Source organism: Streptomyces sp. CBMA156, from assembly GCF_014596515.1.
Lineage (GTDB): Bacteria > Actinomycetota > Actinomycetes > Streptomycetales > Streptomycetaceae > Kitasatospora.
The window spans coordinates 1-15,428 of the sequence record NZ_MSJQ01000364.1 but is presented as its reverse complement, the minus strand read 5'-3'; the positions used below and the strand labels follow the sequence as shown (position 1 = coordinate 15,428).

At 74.3% G+C, this 15,428-nt stretch carries 14 protein-coding genes; 8 read left to right on the top strand and 6 right to left on the bottom strand.

The window, feature by feature from the left end; all coding sequences use genetic code 11:
• A partial coding sequence (locus tag BU198_RS31860; protein WP_188300329.1) for an ROK family transcriptional regulator occupies positions 1–879 on the bottom strand: 879 nt, incomplete at its 3' end.
• Between the two features lie 107 nt (positions 880–986).
• Between BU198_RS31860 and BU198_RS31855 the strand changes: the two genes are divergently transcribed.
• The 8 genes from BU198_RS31855 to BU198_RS31820 all read left to right on the top strand — a co-directional run bounded on the left by BU198_RS31855 (position 987) and on the right by BU198_RS31820 (position 8,101).
• Positions 987–2,231 carry an MFS transporter gene (locus BU198_RS31855; protein WP_188300328.1) on the top strand — a complete coding sequence of 415 codons (1,245 nt, stop codon included), beginning with the start codon at positions 987–989 and terminating at the stop codon, positions 2,229–2,231.
• A gap of 109 nt (positions 2,232–2,340) precedes the next feature.
• The gene (locus BU198_RS31850; protein WP_188300327.1) at positions 2,341–3,111 is read left to right on the top strand and encodes a dienelactone hydrolase family protein; all 771 of its coding nucleotides are present in this window, start codon (positions 2,341–2,343) and stop codon (positions 3,109–3,111) included.
• A gap of 46 nt (positions 3,112–3,157) precedes the next feature.
• The gene (locus tag BU198_RS31845) at positions 3,158–3,700 is read left to right on the top strand and encodes an RICIN domain-containing protein (protein WP_188300326.1); all 543 of its coding nucleotides are present in this window, start codon (positions 3,158–3,160) and stop codon (positions 3,698–3,700) included.
• A 54-nt stretch (positions 3,701–3,754) separates the two neighbouring features.
• On the top strand, positions 3,755–4,471 hold the full coding sequence (locus tag BU198_RS31840; RefSeq protein ID WP_188300325.1) for a TVP38/TMEM64 family protein: 717 nt from the start codon (positions 3,755–3,757) through the stop codon (positions 4,469–4,471).
• 68 nt (positions 4,472–4,539) lie between these two features.
• Positions 4,540–5,052 carry a DinB family protein gene (locus BU198_RS31835; protein ID WP_188299445.1) on the top strand — a complete coding sequence of 171 codons (513 nt, stop codon included), beginning with the start codon at positions 4,540–4,542 and terminating at the stop codon, positions 5,050–5,052.
• Between the two features lie 283 nt (positions 5,053–5,335).
• Entirely contained in the window at positions 5,336–5,728 is a 393-nt protein-coding gene (locus tag BU198_RS31830; RefSeq protein ID WP_188299444.1) for a cell division protein SepF, read from the top strand.
• A 163-nt stretch (positions 5,729–5,891) separates the two neighbouring features.
• Positions 5,892–6,554 carry a TetR/AcrR family transcriptional regulator gene (locus BU198_RS31825; RefSeq protein WP_188299443.1) on the top strand — a complete coding sequence of 221 codons (663 nt, stop codon included), beginning with the start codon at positions 5,892–5,894 and terminating at the stop codon, positions 6,552–6,554.
• Positions 6,551–8,101 carry an MFS transporter gene (locus BU198_RS31820; RefSeq protein WP_188299442.1) on the top strand — a complete coding sequence of 517 codons (1,551 nt, stop codon included), beginning with the start codon at positions 6,551–6,553 and terminating at the stop codon, positions 8,099–8,101. Before BU198_RS31825 ends, BU198_RS31820 begins: the two co-directional genes overlap by 4 nt.
• Before the next feature lie 93 nt (positions 8,102–8,194).
• Here BU198_RS31820 and BU198_RS43540 read toward each other — a convergent pair whose 3' ends face one another.
• From BU198_RS43540 to BU198_RS31795, 5 genes are all read right to left on the bottom strand, one after another.
• The gene (locus BU198_RS43540; RefSeq protein ID WP_188299441.1) at positions 8,195–10,675 is read right to left on the bottom strand and encodes a SpoIIE family protein phosphatase; all 2,481 of its coding nucleotides are present in this window, start codon (positions 10,673–10,675) and stop codon (positions 8,195–8,197) included.
• Between the two features lie 149 nt (positions 10,676–10,824).
• On the bottom strand, positions 10,825–11,445 hold the full coding sequence (locus BU198_RS31810; RefSeq protein ID WP_188300324.1) for a TetR/AcrR family transcriptional regulator: 621 nt from the start codon (positions 11,443–11,445) through the stop codon (positions 10,825–10,827).
• A 131-nt stretch (positions 11,446–11,576) separates the two neighbouring features.
• On the bottom strand, positions 11,577–13,175 hold the full coding sequence (locus tag BU198_RS31805) for a 4-coumarate--CoA ligase family protein (RefSeq protein WP_188300323.1): 1,599 nt from the start codon (positions 13,173–13,175) through the stop codon (positions 11,577–11,579).
• 500 nt (positions 13,176–13,675) lie between these two features.
• Positions 13,676–14,848, bottom strand: coding sequence for an acyl-CoA dehydrogenase family protein (locus BU198_RS31800; protein WP_188300322.1), 1,173 nt, complete (start codon positions 14,846–14,848; stop codon positions 13,676–13,678).
• A gap of 13 nt (positions 14,849–14,861) precedes the next feature.
• The coding region (locus BU198_RS31795) for an acetyl-CoA carboxylase biotin carboxyl carrier protein subunit (protein WP_188300321.1) at positions 14,862–15,428 on the bottom strand (567 nt) is incomplete at its 5' end.

The window sequence follows — 15,428 nt, the reverse complement described above, 5'->3', positions numbered from 1 at the left end:
GGCCTCGGCGGCGGGCGCGTCCCCGGCCCGGCCGACGGGCAGCCCGTGGGCGCGGGCCAGCGCGCAGATCGCGGCGCTGCCGGCCAGGTCGTGGAAGCCGCCCTCGCAGCTGTCGGCGCTGGGCAGGCCGACGGTCCCGGGGACGGGCAGGAAGCAGATCTCGCCGGTGCCGCCGGAGAAGCCCCGGCGCAGCCGCCCGTCCAGGATGACGGCGGCGCCGACGCTGTGGCCGAGCCAGAGCAGGACGAAGGTGTCGCGGTCGCGCGCGGCACCGACCCGGTACTCGGCCCGCCCGGCCAGGTTGACCTCGTTCTCCAGGATCACCTCGGTGCCGGGCAGCTCGCGCAGCGCGCCGAGCAGTCCGGTGTGCCAGCCGGGGAGCTTGCCGGTGTTCTGCAGCCGCCCGGTGGCCGGGTCGACCAGGCCGGGGGCGCCGACCGCGACGGTGTGCAGCCGGTCGACGCCGACGCCGCGCGCGGTCTCCAGCAGGGTGGCGACGATCGTGCCCGCGGTGTCCGGCCCGCCGCCGTCCTCGACCGGGACCTCGGCGGTGGCGAGGCTGCGCCCGGCCAGGTCGGCGACGACCAGGCTGACGCCGCCGGAGCGGACGTCGAAGGCGGCGATGTGGGCCCGGGAGGCGACCAGCGCGTAGAGCCTGGCGTTGGGGCCGCGCCGCTGCTCCCCGCGCTCCCCGACGACGGCCACCAGGCCGGTGCGCTGGAGGCGTTCGAGCAGGTCGGCGACGGTCGGCCGGGACAGGCCGGTGAGGTCGCGCAGCTCGGTCGCGGTCAGGGGGCCCTGTTCGAGCAGGAGGTTGAGCGCCAGCCGGTCGTTGATCGCCCGGGCGGTGCTCGGCGTTGCCGTACGCGCGGTGGTCATGGAGGTTCATCCTTCCAGAGCGTTTCTATCAGGGTCCCTTCCTGATAATTTATCGCCATCACAGGGCACTGTCGCGCCCCCACCACGCGACCGGGAGGGAACACCGAATGAGCGGGACCACCGCACCACCACCGCCGGAGCCGCTGACCGCACCACGCCGGGCCCGGGCGAGCATCGCCCTGGTCTTCTGCGTCCACGGGGCCGTCAGCGGCAGCTTCGTCACCCGCATCCCGTGGATCCAGGACCGCCTCGACCTCTCCACCGGCCAGCTCGGCCTGGCCCTGGTCATGCCCGCCATCGGCTCCTCCCTCGCCATGCCGCTGGCCGGCCGCTTCGTGCACCGCTACGGCGGCCGGGCCGCGGTGCGCGGACTGATCTCGCTCTGGTGCCTCGCCCTCGCCCTGCCCGCCCTCGCCCCCTCGCTGCCGGTGCTGTGCGCGGTGCTCCTGGTGTACGGCGCCACCGCCGGGATGGCGGACGTCGCGATGAACGCGCAGGGCGTGGAGGTCGAGGAGCGGCTCGGCCGCTCGATCATGTCCGGCCTGCACGGGATGTGGAGCGCGGGCGGCCTGCTGGCCTCCGGTTTCGGCATCCTCGCCGCCCACCTGGACCTGGACGCCAGGATCCAGCTGGCCGTCACCGCGCTGGTGCTGCTCGCCCTCGCCCAGCCCGTCTGCCGCGGCCTGCCCGACATCCGGGCACACGAGGGCGCGGAGGAGCCGCCCCGGTTCGCGCTGCCGCCGCGCAGCTCGCTGGTGATCGGGCTGGTCGGCTTCTGCGCGGTGTTCGCCGAGGGCGCCTCGATGGACTGGAGCGGCGTCTACCTGCGGGACGTCACCGGCGCCTCGGCGACCGTCGCCGCCGCCTCGTACACCGCGTTCTCCCTCACCATGGCCGTCAGCCGGCTCGCCGGGGACGCGGCGATCCGCCGCCTCGGCGCCGTCCGCGCCACCCGCATCGGCGGCGCCGTCGCCACCGTCGGCGGCCTGCTGGTGGTCGCCGCCGACAGCCCGGCGCTGGCCATCCCCGGGTTCGCCCTGATCGGCGTCGGCATCGCGGTGATCGTCCCGCTCGCCTTCGCCGCGGCCGGCCGGATCGGCACCAACCCGAGCCAGGCCATCGCGGGCGTCGCCACCGTCACCTACACCTCGGGCCTGGTCGCCCCCGCGATCATCGGCGCGCTCGCCCAGGCCACCTCGCTGACCGTCTCCTTCGGCCTGGTCACCGCCCTCACCTGCGCCCTGCTGCTGAGCGCCGGGGCGCTGCGGCTGGCCGAACGGAATTCCACCGGGGAGAACGTGACCGCAATGTCACCGGAAAAGCCTTCCGGAAAAGATCTCTCTTCGATATGATCGTGAATTCCCGAGGGAATTCCCCGCTAAGGTCTCGAACCGCCGGGCGCAGCCGCGCCCGGCGGTTTTTTCGTGCCCCGACTCCGTGCCCCCGCGAGAGGGATTCCCCGTGTGCTACGACCCGGACGCCGCCCCGCCCGCCTTCAGCCCCGCCCTGTGGCCCCTGGCCGAGGCCGCCCCACTCACCCTGACCTCGGCCGACGGCACCGAATTCGGCGCCTTCCTGGCCCGCCCCGAGGTCGCCACCGGACCGGGCGTACTCGTCCTGCCGGACAACCGGGGCCTCTCCCCGTTCTACCGGCACACCGCCGCCCGGCTCGCCGAACAGGGCCACCCGGCCCTCGTCCTCGACTATTACGGACGCACCGCCGGAGCCTTCCCGGAAAAGCGCCCGGCGGAATTCGGCGAACTGCCCGGCCTGCTCCCCCACCTGCTCGCGCTCACCCCCGGGGGCCTGGACGCCGACCTCACCGCCGCGCTGGAGCGGCTGCGCGCCGTCGGGCCGGCCGAGGTGGTCGCGCTCGGCTTCTGCTTCGGCGGCCGGCAGGCCTTCCGCGCCGCCGCCCCGCGCTTCGGCCTGGCCGGCGTGGTCGGCTACTACGGCTACCCGGACACCCTCGCCGGCGCCCCGGGGCCCACCCAGCTGGCCGGGGAGCTGACCGCCCCCGTCCTCGCGTTCTGGGGCGGCGCCGACGAGCACATCCCGGCCGCCGCCGTCGCGGCCTTCGACGCGGCGCTCACCGCGGCCGGCTGCCCGCACGAGTTCGTCAGCTATCCGGGTGCACCGCACAACTTCTTCGAGCACGCCGCGGTCGAACACGCCGGGGCGGCCCTGGACTCGTGGCAACGTCTGCTGCGCTTCCTCGCCCGGCCGCACTGACCCGCCCCAGACCGCACTCAATCCCCCTTTCACGGAGGTCGACCCGATGTCCCGTCGAACCCGCCTCTCCGCCACCACCGCACTCACCGCCGCCGTCCTCGCCACCGCCGCGGTGGCCCTCACCGCCCCGCCCGCCGCCGCGGCCGACTTCGGCCCCGCCGAGATCCGCACCGGGGGCTACCCGGGGCCGGCCGACCTCTGTCTGGAGGTCGCCGACTGGCGCACCGACGACGGCGCCCCGGTCCGGATCTGGACCTGTACCGGCGGCGACAACCAGAAGTGGACCCAGACCGACCGGGGCTGGATCAACCGGCACAGCGGCAAGTGCCTGGAGATTCCGGCCTTCAGCACCACCTGGGGCACCCAGGCCGACCAGTGGACCTGCAACGGCGGCGACAACCAGAAGTGGAGCGACCCGCCCGCGAGCCACCCCGGCACCCCGCGCCGGATCGTGAACGGCCACAGCGGCCTGGTGCTCGACGTCGCCGGCGGCCGGATCGCCGACGGCACCCCGGTGATCCAGTGGGAGTACCAGGCCGGCGCCAACCAGTTCTGGCACTACAACCCGGCGAAGGACCCGTACAGCTGAGCCGCCGCCCGGGCCGGGGCGGGGGCGCGCGCGGGCACCGGTTACGCTTCGCCGGTGTCCGAGCCCGATGCCGCCCCCGCACCTCCCGCCGCGACCCGGCCGCCCGCCGGCGCGCCGCGTTCACCGTGGTGGCGGTTCGCGCTGCTGGTGGCGGTGCTCGCGGCGACGGCCGGGTCGCTGCTGCTGTGGAGCCCGACGCAACTGCTGTCCGACGGACTGGCGGACCGGATGCCGGTGTACTGGTCCGGCCCGCTGTTCGCGCTGGTCTACGCGGTGGGGACGCTCGCCTTCGTGCCCCGGCCGGCGCTGAACGCGGCGGCCGGGCTGCTGCTCGGCATCCAGCAGGGCGTGGCGCTGGCGGTGCTCGGCACCACGCTCGGCGCCGCCCTCGCCTTCGCGCTCGGCCGGGGCCTCGGCCGCGACGCGCTCCGCCCGTACCTGCGCGGGAAGGTGCTCGGCTCGCTGGACCGTCGGTTCACCGAACAGGGCTTCCGCAGCGTGCTGGTGCTGCGGCTGCTGCCCGGCATGCCGTTCCAGGCGGCCAACTACGGCGCGGCGTTCTCCGGGGTCCGTTTCCTGCCCTTCGTGGTCGCCACCGCGGTCGGTGTGGTGCCGACCACGGCGGTGTACGTCACGGCGGCGGCCAGCGCGGGCCGGCCCGGCTCGGCGGCGTTCCTGCTGTCGGCGGGGGTGATCGCGCTGCTGGTGCTGGGCAGCGTGGTGGGGCTCTGGCGGACGGCCCGGGCCCGCGGCCGGACCGCGGCGGGCTGAACCACCCCACCGGCCCGGCGCCGCAAAATCGTTCGCGCCCCCGGTCACGGGAGGCCAGGATGGCGCGCATGACCGAACTCGACCCGCGGGTGGACCCGCCGATGACGGCCGACGAGGCCGCCACCCTGACCGCCTTCCTCGACTACCACCGCGGCACGCTCGCGCTCAAGTGCGCGGGCCTGACCGACGACCAGCTGCGGCTGCGCTCCGTCCCGCCGTCCAACCTCTCGCTGCTGGGCCTGGTCCGGCACATGGCGGAGGTGGAGCAGTACTGGTTCCAGTGCGTCCTGCTCGGCCAGGAGATCACCGACCGCTTCTGCACCCAGGAGAACGAGGACGGCGACTTCGACGACGTCGACACCGCCGACGCCGCGGCCGACTTCGCCGTCTGGCAGGCCGAGATCGAGGCCGCCCGCCGCGCGGTCGAAGGCCTGCCGCTGGACACCGTCGGCAAGAGCCCGCGCCGCGGGCAGCCGGTGACGCTGCGCTGGATCCTCGCCCACATGGTCGAGGAGTACGCGCGACACAACGGCCACGCGGATCTTCTGCGCGAGTTGGTCGACGGCTCGACCGGCGAGTGAACCGACGGGTGAAATCGTTTCCGCATTGTTGACAGAAGGTCAATTACCCGGTGACCGCGACCGATAAGGTCAACGCGCGCAACCGTACGGTACGGCGCCGCGTCAATGAGGAGTGCCCGGGTTCGCCCGGGTTTCCGGCGCGGCACGACTCGTACGGGGGTCGCGAGCGGGCACGGGACCGGTGAACAGTGCGATACTCGGACAGTTCCGACGAGTGGATGACGTGTCAAGAACGGCACCCACCCCCGGGGGACCAGGACGGGACGAGGCAGGGAGGCGCGGCATGGGAGCACTTCGCGACGAGCACCACAACGGGTGGCTGATGCCCTCGGGACACTACCCGGCCGCGGTGTACGACGACGAGTGGGTCGACCAGGAGACGGTTCCGGCCGCCCCCGCGCCCACCAAGATCGTCTCCCTGCGGCCGACGGGGTTCGAGGCGGCCCGGACGGTCGGTGAGCACATCCGGGCGAGCACCCCGGTGGTCATGGACCTCACCGAGATGGCGGAGGCCGAGGCCAAGCGCATGGTCGACTTCGCCTCCGGACTGATCTTCGGCACCCAGGGCGGCATCGAGCGGATCGCCAAGAGGGTCTTCCTGCTCACCCCGGCCGACGTCGAGGTCATGGTGATCGACCGCCCGATGGACGACACCGGCTTCTACAACCAGAGCTGAGCCGCCGCCGCCCCGCGGCCGACAGCGGCAACCCCCGGAACCGGGGACGGTACACCCACCGTCTCCGGTTTTTTGCTGCCCTCCCGCCGCGGCTCCACGCGTCACCTGAGATCCCGGACATATGAATGAGACATGGATGTCTCACATGAACTAGAATCGGCGCATGGCCACCGATCGCGACACCGTCCTGGAAGCCGCCGTCGGTGTGCTCTCCCGCCGCCCGACCGCCCACCTGGACGAGATCGCGCGCGCCGCCGGCATCAGCCGCGCCACGCTGCACCGGCTCTTCCCCGGTCGCGACGCGCTGATCCGCGAGGTCGGCCTGCTCGGGCTGCGCCGGTTCGCCGCCGCCCTGGACACCGCCGAGGTCGAGGAGGGCGACGCCGAGGCGGCCCTGCGCCGCCTGGTGGACGCCGCCGTCCCGGACGCCATGCTCTGCGCCTTCCTGGCCGGCGAGAACCAGCTCTACGAGCACGACGACATCAACGACCTCTGGGAGGGTCAGATCGCCCGGCTGCACACGCTCTTCCTGCGCGGTCAGCAGCAGGGCGTGTTCCGCATCGAGCTGAGCGCCGCCTGGCTGAGCGAGGCCTTCTTCGATCTGGTGGCCGGCGTCGGCTGGTCCATCCAGGACGGCCGGCTCGCCCCGCGCGACGCCGCCTTCTCGCTCGCCGAGCTGTTCCTCGGCGGCGCGCTGCGCAGACCGGACGCCCGCACCGCCACCCCCGTTCCATCCGCCCCCGGCACCACCGACCCCAGCACCGCAGCCCACAGCACCTCCACCCACAGCACCGCCGACCACAGGCCGGACACCGATAAACCATGAACACCCTGACCGCCCGCCAGCGCTGGACCGGCCTCGCCGTCCTCGTCCTGGCCGTGACCGTGGTCGCCCTGGACGCGACCGTGCTCTCCCTCGCCATCCCGTCGATCAGCGAGACGCTGCGCCCCAGCGGCACCCAGCTGCTCTGGATCGGCGACTCCTACTCCTTCGTACTGGCCGGACTGCTGGTCAGCATGGGCGCCCTGAGCGACCGGATCGGCCGCAAGAAGCTGCTGCTGGCCGGGTCCGCCGCCTTCGGCGTCGCCTCGCTGCTGGCCGCCTACGCGCCGAGCCCGGGCTGGCTGATCCTGGCCCGCGCACTGCTCGGCGTCGCCGGGGCGACGATCATGCCCTCCACGCTCTCGCTGATCCGCAGCCTCTTCCCCGACGACCGGGAGCGGGCCACCGCGATCGGCATCTGGGGCGCGGCCGCCACCGCCGGCGCCGCGCTCGGGCCCGTGGTCGGCGGGGTGCTGCTGGAGCACTTCTGGTGGGGTTCGGTGTTCCTGCTGAACATCCCGGTGCTGATCCTGCTGCTGGTGTTCGGCGCCTGGCTGCTGCCGGAGTCCAGGGACCCGAAGCCCGGCCGCTGGGACGTGCTGAGCGTGCTGCTGTCGCTGGCCGGTGTGATCGGCGTGGTCTACGCGATCAAGGAGGCCGCCGCACACGGCGTGGACCGCTGGGACGTACCGGTCACCTTCGTGCTGGGCGCCGCCGCGCTGTTCGTCTTCGTCCGCCGCCAGCTGCGGCTGGAGACCCCGCTGCTCGACGTCAGGCTCTTCCGCGACCGGCGGTTCACCGCGGCCGTCTCGGCCTCGCTGATCTCCCTGGTCGGGCTCTCCGGCGTGATCTTCGTGGTCTCCCAGTACCTCCAGCTGGTGCGCGGCTACCAGCCGCTCCAGGCGGGCCTGGCCGAGCTGCCGGCCTTCGCCGGCTCGGTGGCCGGTGGCCTGCTGACCGCCCGGATCGCCCGGCGCTTCGGCGCCCGCAGGGCGCTGACCGCCTGTCTGCTCGCCATGGGGCTGGGCGTCGGCGTACTCGGCTGGCTCCAGCAGGACACCACCTACCTGCTGCTGGCCGTGTCCTTCCTGGTGGTCGGAACGGCCGAGGGCGTGGTCTACACGCTCGGCGCCGACCTGGTGCTGGGCACCGCGCCCGCCGACAAGGCCGGCGCCGCCTCGGCGGTCTCCGAGACCGCGTACGAGCTGGGCACCGCGCTCGGCATCGCGCTGGTCGGCTCGGTGGTCGGCACGATCTACGCCGGCGGGCTGGTCGTCCCCGCCGGGGCCTCCGCGGAGACCGCGGCCCGGGCCGGCGAGTCCCTCGGGGCCGCCGTGGAGACGGCGAACGGGCTGCCGGCCGACCTGGCGCAGCCGCTGCTGGCGAGCGCGAGGGACGCCTTCGTGCACGGCATGAACAGCGCCGGGCTGCTCGCCGGGGCCCTGCTGGTCGGCGCGGCCGTCCTGGCCTGGCGCCTGCTGCGCGGCCTGTCCGCCCCGACGGCGGCGGAGCCGGTCGAGGTCGCCGCACCGGAGAAGGCCGACGCGTAGCCCGGACCCGAGAAGGCCCGGAAGCCCGGAAACCCTGAGAACGGCCGTTCCCCCGGAGGGAACGGCCGTTCTCGTCCACGGAGCGTTCGTTCTCTACGAGGCCCCGAAGGGGAGTTCCAGCTCGGCCCAGACCACCTTGCCGTCCCGGGTGAGCCGACTGCCCCAGCGCTGGGCCAGCTCGCTGACCAGGAACATCCCGCGCCCGCCCTCGTCCTGCTCGGCGAAGGGGCGCAGCTGCGGGGCCTGCCCGCCGGCGTCGGCGACCTCCACGGTGAGCACCCGGTCGCGGAACAGCCGCAGCCGGCGCGGGGCGTCGGCGTGCAGCAGGGCGTTCGTGACCAGTTCGCTGACCAGCAGTTCGGCGTAGTCGGTGAGCGCGGCCAGGCCCCAGGCGTCCAGGGTGGCGCGGGTGAAGCGGCGGGCCGTGCCGGGCAGCCGGCCGCCGCCGCTGAGCGGCAGGGTGGCGATCCGGTCGGCGGGCAGCGGCAGCACCCGGGCCATGATCATCGCGATGTCGTCCTCGGTGCCGTCGGTGACCAGCGCCCCGAGCACGGCGTCGCAGCTCTCCTCCAGGGTCCGGCCCGGCCCGGCCAGGGTGCGGGCGAGCCGGTCGATCCCGGCGTCCAGGTCCTGGCCGCGCCGCTCGACCAGGCCGTCGGTGTAGAGCGCCACCATGCCGCCCTCGGGGATGGTGAACTCGATCGACTCGAAGGCCACCCCGCCGACGCCCAGCGGCACCCCCGGCGGCACGTCCACGACGGAGGCGGTGCCGTCGGGGGCGACCCGCACCGGCGGCAGGTGCCCGGCCGAGGCGACCTGGACGGTGTGCTCCAGCGGGTCGTACACCGCGCAGATGCAGGTGGCGAACTGGCCCTCGCCGATTCCCGAGGCGGTCTCGTCCAGCCGGGTGAGGACCTGCTCGGGCGGCATGTCGAGGGTGGCCAGGGTCCTGGCGACGGTGCGCAGCTGGCCCATCGTGGCGGCGGCCCTGATGCCGTGGCCCATCACGTCGCCGACCACCAGGGCGACCCGCCCGCAGGACAGCGGCACCACGTCGAACCAGTCGCCGCCGACCTCGCTGACCACGCTGCTGGGCAGGTAGCGGTAGGCGATCTCCAGGCCGAGGGTGCGGTGCACCTCCTGCGGCAGCAGGCTGCGCTGGAGGGTGAGCGCGGTCTCCCGCTCGCGCCGGTAGAGCCGGGCGTTGTCGAGCGCCAGCGCGGTGCGGGCGACGAGTTCCTCGGCGAGGGCGACGTCGGCGGCGGTGAACGGCTCGGGGTTGCGCATCCTGATGAACTCGGAGCCGCCGAGCACCATGCCCCTGGCGGTGATCGGCACCATCAGGTACGAGTGGATGCCCGCCGCCATCCCGGGCGCCACCCGGTCCTCGCTGGCCACCAGTCCGCGCAGCGCCTCCTCGTCCACGTGGGCGCGCAGCAGCGGCTTCCCACTGCGCAGGCACTGGACGTAGCTGCGGTCGGGTGAGTACTCGGAGGTTTCGCCGACGATGTCCACGGCGCTCGCGAGGCCGGTCTCGTAGGACTCCCCGACGGCGACGGCGCGCAGCGTGATGGTCTTGTCGGAGGGGACCGCGGTGGGCTCGGCGCCGCGCAGCACCGGCTCCAGCAGGTCGACGGTGGCGAAGTCGGCGAACTTCGGGACGACGGCCTCGATCAGTTCCTCGGCGGTGCGCTGGAGGTCGAGGGTGGTGCCGATCCTGGCGGTCGCCTCGGCGATGGTGGCGAGCCGCTCCTGGGCCTTGGCGGCGCGGGCCTCGGCCTGGAAGCGCTCGGTGACGTCGATGATCGAGGAGCAGACCCCGAAGATCCGGCCGGTGGAGTCCTCCAGCCGGAAGTAGGAGGCGGACCAGGCGCGGTCCCGCGTGGGGTCGCCGGGGACCCGGCCGTGCGAGCGGGCGTCCACCACGGGTCTGCCGGTCTTCAGCACCTGGCGCATGATCTGTTCGATCTCGCTGCTGTTGATGCCGGGGAGCACCGCCGATATCCGGCGGCCGAGGTGGGCGGCCACCGGCACGCCGTTCATCAGGGCCAGCGACTCGTTGATCCGGACGTAGCGCAGCCCGGTGTCGTAGACGGCCATGCCGATCGGTGAGCGGTCGAAGACGCCGTCCAGCACCGCGAGGTCGGCCTCGACGGCGTGCAGGGCGCGGGTGTCGGAGGCGGTGGCGAGCAGCAGCAGGGTGCCGGCCGGGCCGGCGATGGGGTAGGTGCGGAACTCCAGGTCGACCTGGTGGCCGTCGCGGTGGCGCACCGGGAAGACGCCGGACCACCCGGGGCCGCCCATGATCCGCTGGAACAGGCCGAGCACCTCGGTGCGGTCGGACTCGTCGGTGAGCAGCTGGGCGGCGTGGCTGCCGACGGCCTCCTCGGCGGGGTAGCCGAGCAGGGCCTCGGCGTCCTCGCTCCAGTGCAGGATCAGTCCGTCGTCCTGGAGCAGGGCCGTCGCGAGCGGGACGAGGCGGTGGCCTTCGGGACGTTCGCCCCCGGGGCGTGCGGGGTCGTCGCCCGGTGCCGGGCCGGCGGCGTCGGTCGCGTCCCACTCGTGTCCGTGCATGATCAGGCAGCACCCCGGTTCGGCTCGTGCCCGGCCGGGGTGGGCCTCGCGGTCGGTGCCGGCCGGGGTTCTTCTCCAGACTGCACGGACATCGGCCGCCCGGCGACCCCTTGGTCAGGGGGCGTCCGGCCGCTCCGGGTGTACGGGCGTCATGGGCGTACCGGCCGCAGCGTACTCTCCAGAACGCCCGCCCACTGCCGGATCACCCCGGAACGTCGGTGGCTGTCGTCGGTGAGCAGGTTGGCGAGGCCGAGACCGCGGGCGAGGTCCAGCGTGGCCTGCACCGATTCGCGCACTCCGGGGCGGCTCTCGTCGGCGTCCAGGAACTCGACGGCGGCCCGGTGGGCCTCCCTCCCGACGTGTCCTTCCAGGGCGACGATCCGCTCGCGCAGCGCCTCCTCGGTGGCCGCGGCGGTCCACAGGTGCAGGGCGGCCCGGAACAGCGGTCCGGTGTAGAGGCGCACGATCATGTCGACGACGGCCCCGGTGCGGTCGGGCCCGGCGGCCGGCAGCGCGTCCGCGTGGGCGCGGACGGCGGCCAGCCGCTCGGCGGTGACGTGCTCGACGGCCGCGGTGAAGAGGCCCTCGCGGGTCGGGAAGTGGTGCTGGGCCGCGCCCCGGGAGACCCCGGCCCGCTCGGCGACCACGGTGACGGTGGAGCCGTGCCAGCCGAGTTCGGCCAGGCAGTCCACGGCCGCCGCGAGCAGCCGGGCCCTGGTCGCTCGGCTGCGGTCCTGCTGGGGGGTGCGGGTGGCGGGGTGGCTGGTCATGGCGGCGGGCGGTTCCTGTTCCGGTCGGGGCGCGGCGGGTTCCGGTCGGCGCGCGGCGGGAGCATCCGCCGCGGCGGGAAGATCCTCACAGACGCGCGCCGGTCTTCGACCGCCGGGGCGGCCCCGGCCGGTCAGCGGACGGCGGCGCGCCCGGCCTCGCGGGCGCGCAGTTCGCGGCGGAGGATCTTGCCGGCCGCGGACTTGGGGACGGCGTCCACGAACTCCACCGCGCGGACCTTCTTGTAGGGGGCGACCTGTCCGGCGACGTACCCGGCGACCTCCTCCTCGGTCAGCGCGCTGCCCGGGGCGCGGACCACGAAGGCCTTGGGGCACTCGGTGCCCTCGGCGTCCGGGACGCCGATCACGGCGGCGTCGGTGATCTGCGGGTGGCCGAGCAGCACGGCCTCCAGTTCGGCGGGGGCGACCTGGTAGCCCTTGTACTTGATCAGCTCCTTGACCCGGTCGACGATGTGCAGGTAGCCGCGCTCGTCCACGAAGCCGACGTCGCCGGTGTGCAGCCAGCCCTCGGCGTCGACCACCGCGGCGGTCTCGGAGGGGCGGCCGAAGTAGCCCTTCATCACCTGGGGGCCGCGGATCAGCAGCTCGCCGCGCTCGCCGGGCCCGAGGTCGCCGTCGGTGCCGTCCAGGGCGGTGACCCGCAGCTCGGTGGAGGGGACCATCCGGCCGACCGAGCCGGGCGAGGGGTCGCTCTCCTGCGGGGAGACGATGTGGCTGACCGGGGAGAGTTCGGTCATGCCGTAGCCCTGGAGCAGGTGCGGCAGGCCGAGGCGCCGGGCGCAGGCGTCGGCGAGTTCGCGGTCCAGAGGGGCGGCGGCGCACAGCAGGTACTCGACCGAGGAGAGGTCGTACTCGTCCACGATCGGGTGCCTGGCCAGCGCGAGGGCGATCGGCGGGGCCACCACCAGGGCCTGGACCCGGTGGTCCTGGATCGTGCGGCAGAACTGCTCCAGGTCGAAGCGGGGCAGCACGACCACGGTGGCGCCGCAGCGCAGCGGCTGGTTGAGCAGCGCGGCCAGGCCGTAGATGTGGAAGAACGGCAGGACGGCGAGCACCCGTTCGCCCTCGGCGGGGTGGTAGAGGGCGTCGCACTGGGCGAGGTTGGTGGCGATCGAGCGGTGGGTGAGCATCACGCCCTTGGGCAGGCCGGTGGTGCCGCTGGAGTACGGCAGGACGGCGATGTCCTGCGCCGGGTCGATGGCGACCTCGGGGGCGGGGCCGGTGGCGGCGAGCAGGTCGGTGAGCGAGCGGTGGCCCTCGGCGCCGTCCAGAAGGATGATCTCGGCCAGCGGGCGGCCCTGTTCGGCGAGCAGTTCGGCGGCCGCACGGGCGGTCGAGAGGAAACGGGCGACGGTGACCAGCCAGCGGGCGCCGCTGTCGCGCAGTTGCCCGGCCAGGTCGGTGGGAGTGGCGAAGGAGGAGACGGTGGTGATGGTGGCGCCGGCCCTGGTCGCGCCGTAGTAGGCCATCGGATAGGCGGTCGAGTTGGGGCTGAAGAGGGCGACGACGTCACCGCGGCGCACGCCTGTCTCGGCCAGCCCGGCGGCCACCCGTTCGACGGCGGCGGCGAGTTGGGCGTGGCTGACCTGCGCTCCGGTGACGCCGTCGATCAGGGCCGGCCGGTCTCCGTACCGGGATGCGGCGCCGAGCACCGCCTCGTGGATGGGCAGGTCGACCACGGGGACGTCGGGGAACTCGCTTCGGAACACCAAGGTGAGCCTCCAGTAAGGAAGTTGACGTGGCAACAAAACCGGTGCGCGTTTCGGTGCGGGGCGCGTTCAGGAGCATACGGACAGTCAGGGGTCTGGCTCGGCCATTGTGGGGAACCGGGGGCGGGCCACGGGTGGCGCGGTTGCTCCCGGGGGGCGCCCGATCGGAGGGCGCGCACCACGGCCGCCCGCCCCCTGGAGCGGCCCGGCCCCTGGATCACCCCCACCGTGCGGCCGCTCCCTCCGCCTCCTCCCCGGCGCTGCCCCGGGCCCCGCCCCCGGGCATACCGGTACCGGCAGGCTCGCTCACCGTCCACCACGGCACCAGTCCACCACAGCGCCGGTCCGCCACGGCACCGGTGCGGCGGGCCGCCGGGGACTCCGTCCGGGTGTTCCCGGAGCGGGCCCTCCCGGACGCGCCGGTCCCCGGCGGCGCTCCGACCGCCACACCGGCCACGAGGACGGCACCGTGCTGCCCGCTCACCCGTCCGCCGGACGGCGGTTCAGTACGACTTCGGCAGCCCGAGGGTGTGCTGGGCGACGTAGTTCAGCACCATCTCCCGGCTGACCGGGGCGACCCGGCCGACCCGGGTGGCGGCCAGCAGCGCGCCGAGCCCGTACTCCTGGGTCAGGCCGTTGCCGCCGAGGGTCTGCACCGCCTGGTCGACGGTACGGGCGGCGGCCTCCCCGGCGGCGTACTTGGCCATGTTGGCGGCCTCCCCGGCGGCCAGGTCCTCGCCCGCGTCGTAGAGCAGCCCGGCCTTCTGGGTCATCAGCCGGGCCAGCTCGATCTCCACCGCGCACTGGGCCAGCGGGTGGGCCAGGCCCTGGTGGGCGCCGATCGGGGTGGACCAGACGGTGCGGGTCTTCGCGTACTCGACGGCCTTGCCGAGGGCCTGGCGGGCGAGGCCGAGCGAGAACGCGGCGGTGAGGACGCGCTCGGGGTTGAGGCCGGCGAACAGCTGGAGCAGGCCCGCGTTCTCGTCGCCGACCAGGGCGTCGGCGGGCAGCCGCACGTCGTCCAGGAACACCTGGAACTGCTTCTCGGGGGCGACGAGTTCCATCGGGATCGCCCGGTACTCGAAGCCGGGGGTGTCGCGCGGGACGACGAACAGGCAGGGCTTCAGCTTGCCGGTGCGGGCGTCCTCCGTACGGGCCACGAACAGCACCGCGTCGCAGTGGTCGATGCCGGAGACGAAGACCTTGCGGCCGGTCAGCAGCCAGTCCTCGCCGTCCCTGCGGGCGACGGTGGATATCCGGTGGGAGTTGGACCCGGCGTCCGGTTCGGTGATGCCGAAGGCCATCCTGCGGCTGCCGTCGGCCAGGCCGGGCAGCCAGTGGCGCTTCTGCTCCCCGGTGCCGTAGCGGGCGATCACGGTGCCGCAGATCGCCGGGGAGACGATGAGCAGCAGCAGTGGGCAGCCGGCGGTGCCGAGTTCCTCCAGGACGATGGCGAGGTCGGTGATGCCGCCGCCCCCGCCGCCGTACTCGGCCGGCAGGTTGACGCCGAGGTAGCCGGCCCGGCCGGCGTCCGCCCACAGTTCGTCGGCGGGCTCGCCGGCCCTGGCCTTGGCGAGGTAGTAGGCGGAGCCGTAGCGGCGGCCGAGGTCGCCGACGGCCCGGCGCAGGGCCTGGCGTTCGGGGGTCTCCAGGAGCTGACTGCCGATGGTGGACATGGCGGGTCCTTCCTCAGGCTTCGGTGGGCCGGACGACGGCCAGCAGGGTGCCGGTTTCGACCTGCCGGCCAGGGGTGACGCGCAGTTCGACGAGGGTGCCGTCGGCGGGGGCGGCGACGCGGTGCTCCATCTTCATCGCCTCCAGCACCAGCAGCGGCCGGCCGGCGGTGACGGCGTCCCCGACGGCGGCGGTGACCCGGACGACGGTGCCGGGCATCGGGGCGAGCAGCGCGCCGGGGTCGGTGCGGACGACGGGGTCGGGGAAGCGCGGCAGGGCGGTGAGCGCGGTGCCGCCGGCCGGGGTGTCGACGTACACCCGGTCGCCGTACCGGGCGACGCGGTAGGTGCGCCGCAGGCCGCCCTCGGACAGCACCACCCGGTCCGGCGCGGACTCGACGAGTTCGGTGTCCGGGTGGTCCTCGGCCGCCAGGCCGGTGCGGGTGAGCCGGTAGCGGACGGCCGTCTCGGTGCCGTCCGCGGCCCGGTAGCGCCTGAGCTGCGGCTGGGAGGGCAGGTTGCGCCAGCCGGAGGGGAGGGCGCCGCGGCGGGCGGCGGCGTCGGCGAGGGCGGCGGCCAGCGC

Coding starts and splice junctions, on each gene's coding strand:
- BU198_RS31855 (WP_188300328.1), top strand. CDS start 987: ATGAGCGGGACCACCGCACCACCACCGCCGGAGCCGCTGACCGCACCA.
- BU198_RS31845 (WP_188300326.1), top strand. CDS start 3,158: ATGTCCCGTCGAACCCGCCTCTCCGCCACCACCGCACTCACCGCCGCC.
- BU198_RS31835 (WP_188299445.1), top strand. CDS start 4,540: ATGACCGAACTCGACCCGCGGGTGGACCCGCCGATGACGGCCGACGAG.
- BU198_RS31830 (WP_188299444.1), top strand. CDS start 5,336: ATGGGAGCACTTCGCGACGAGCACCACAACGGGTGGCTGATGCCCTCG.
- BU198_RS31825 (WP_188299443.1), top strand. CDS start 5,892: ATGGCCACCGATCGCGACACCGTCCTGGAAGCCGCCGTCGGTGTGCTC.
- BU198_RS31820 (WP_188299442.1), top strand. CDS start 6,551: ATGAACACCCTGACCGCCCGCCAGCGCTGGACCGGCCTCGCCGTCCTC.
- BU198_RS43540 (WP_188299441.1), bottom strand. CDS start 10,675: ATGCACGGACACGAGTGGGACGCGACCGACGCCGCCGGCCCGGCACCG.
- BU198_RS31810 (WP_188300324.1), bottom strand. CDS start 11,445: ATGACCAGCCACCCCGCCACCCGCACCCCCCAGCAGGACCGCAGCCGA.
- BU198_RS31800 (WP_188300322.1), bottom strand. CDS start 14,848: ATGTCCACCATCGGCAGTCAGCTCCTGGAGACCCCCGAACGCCAGGCC.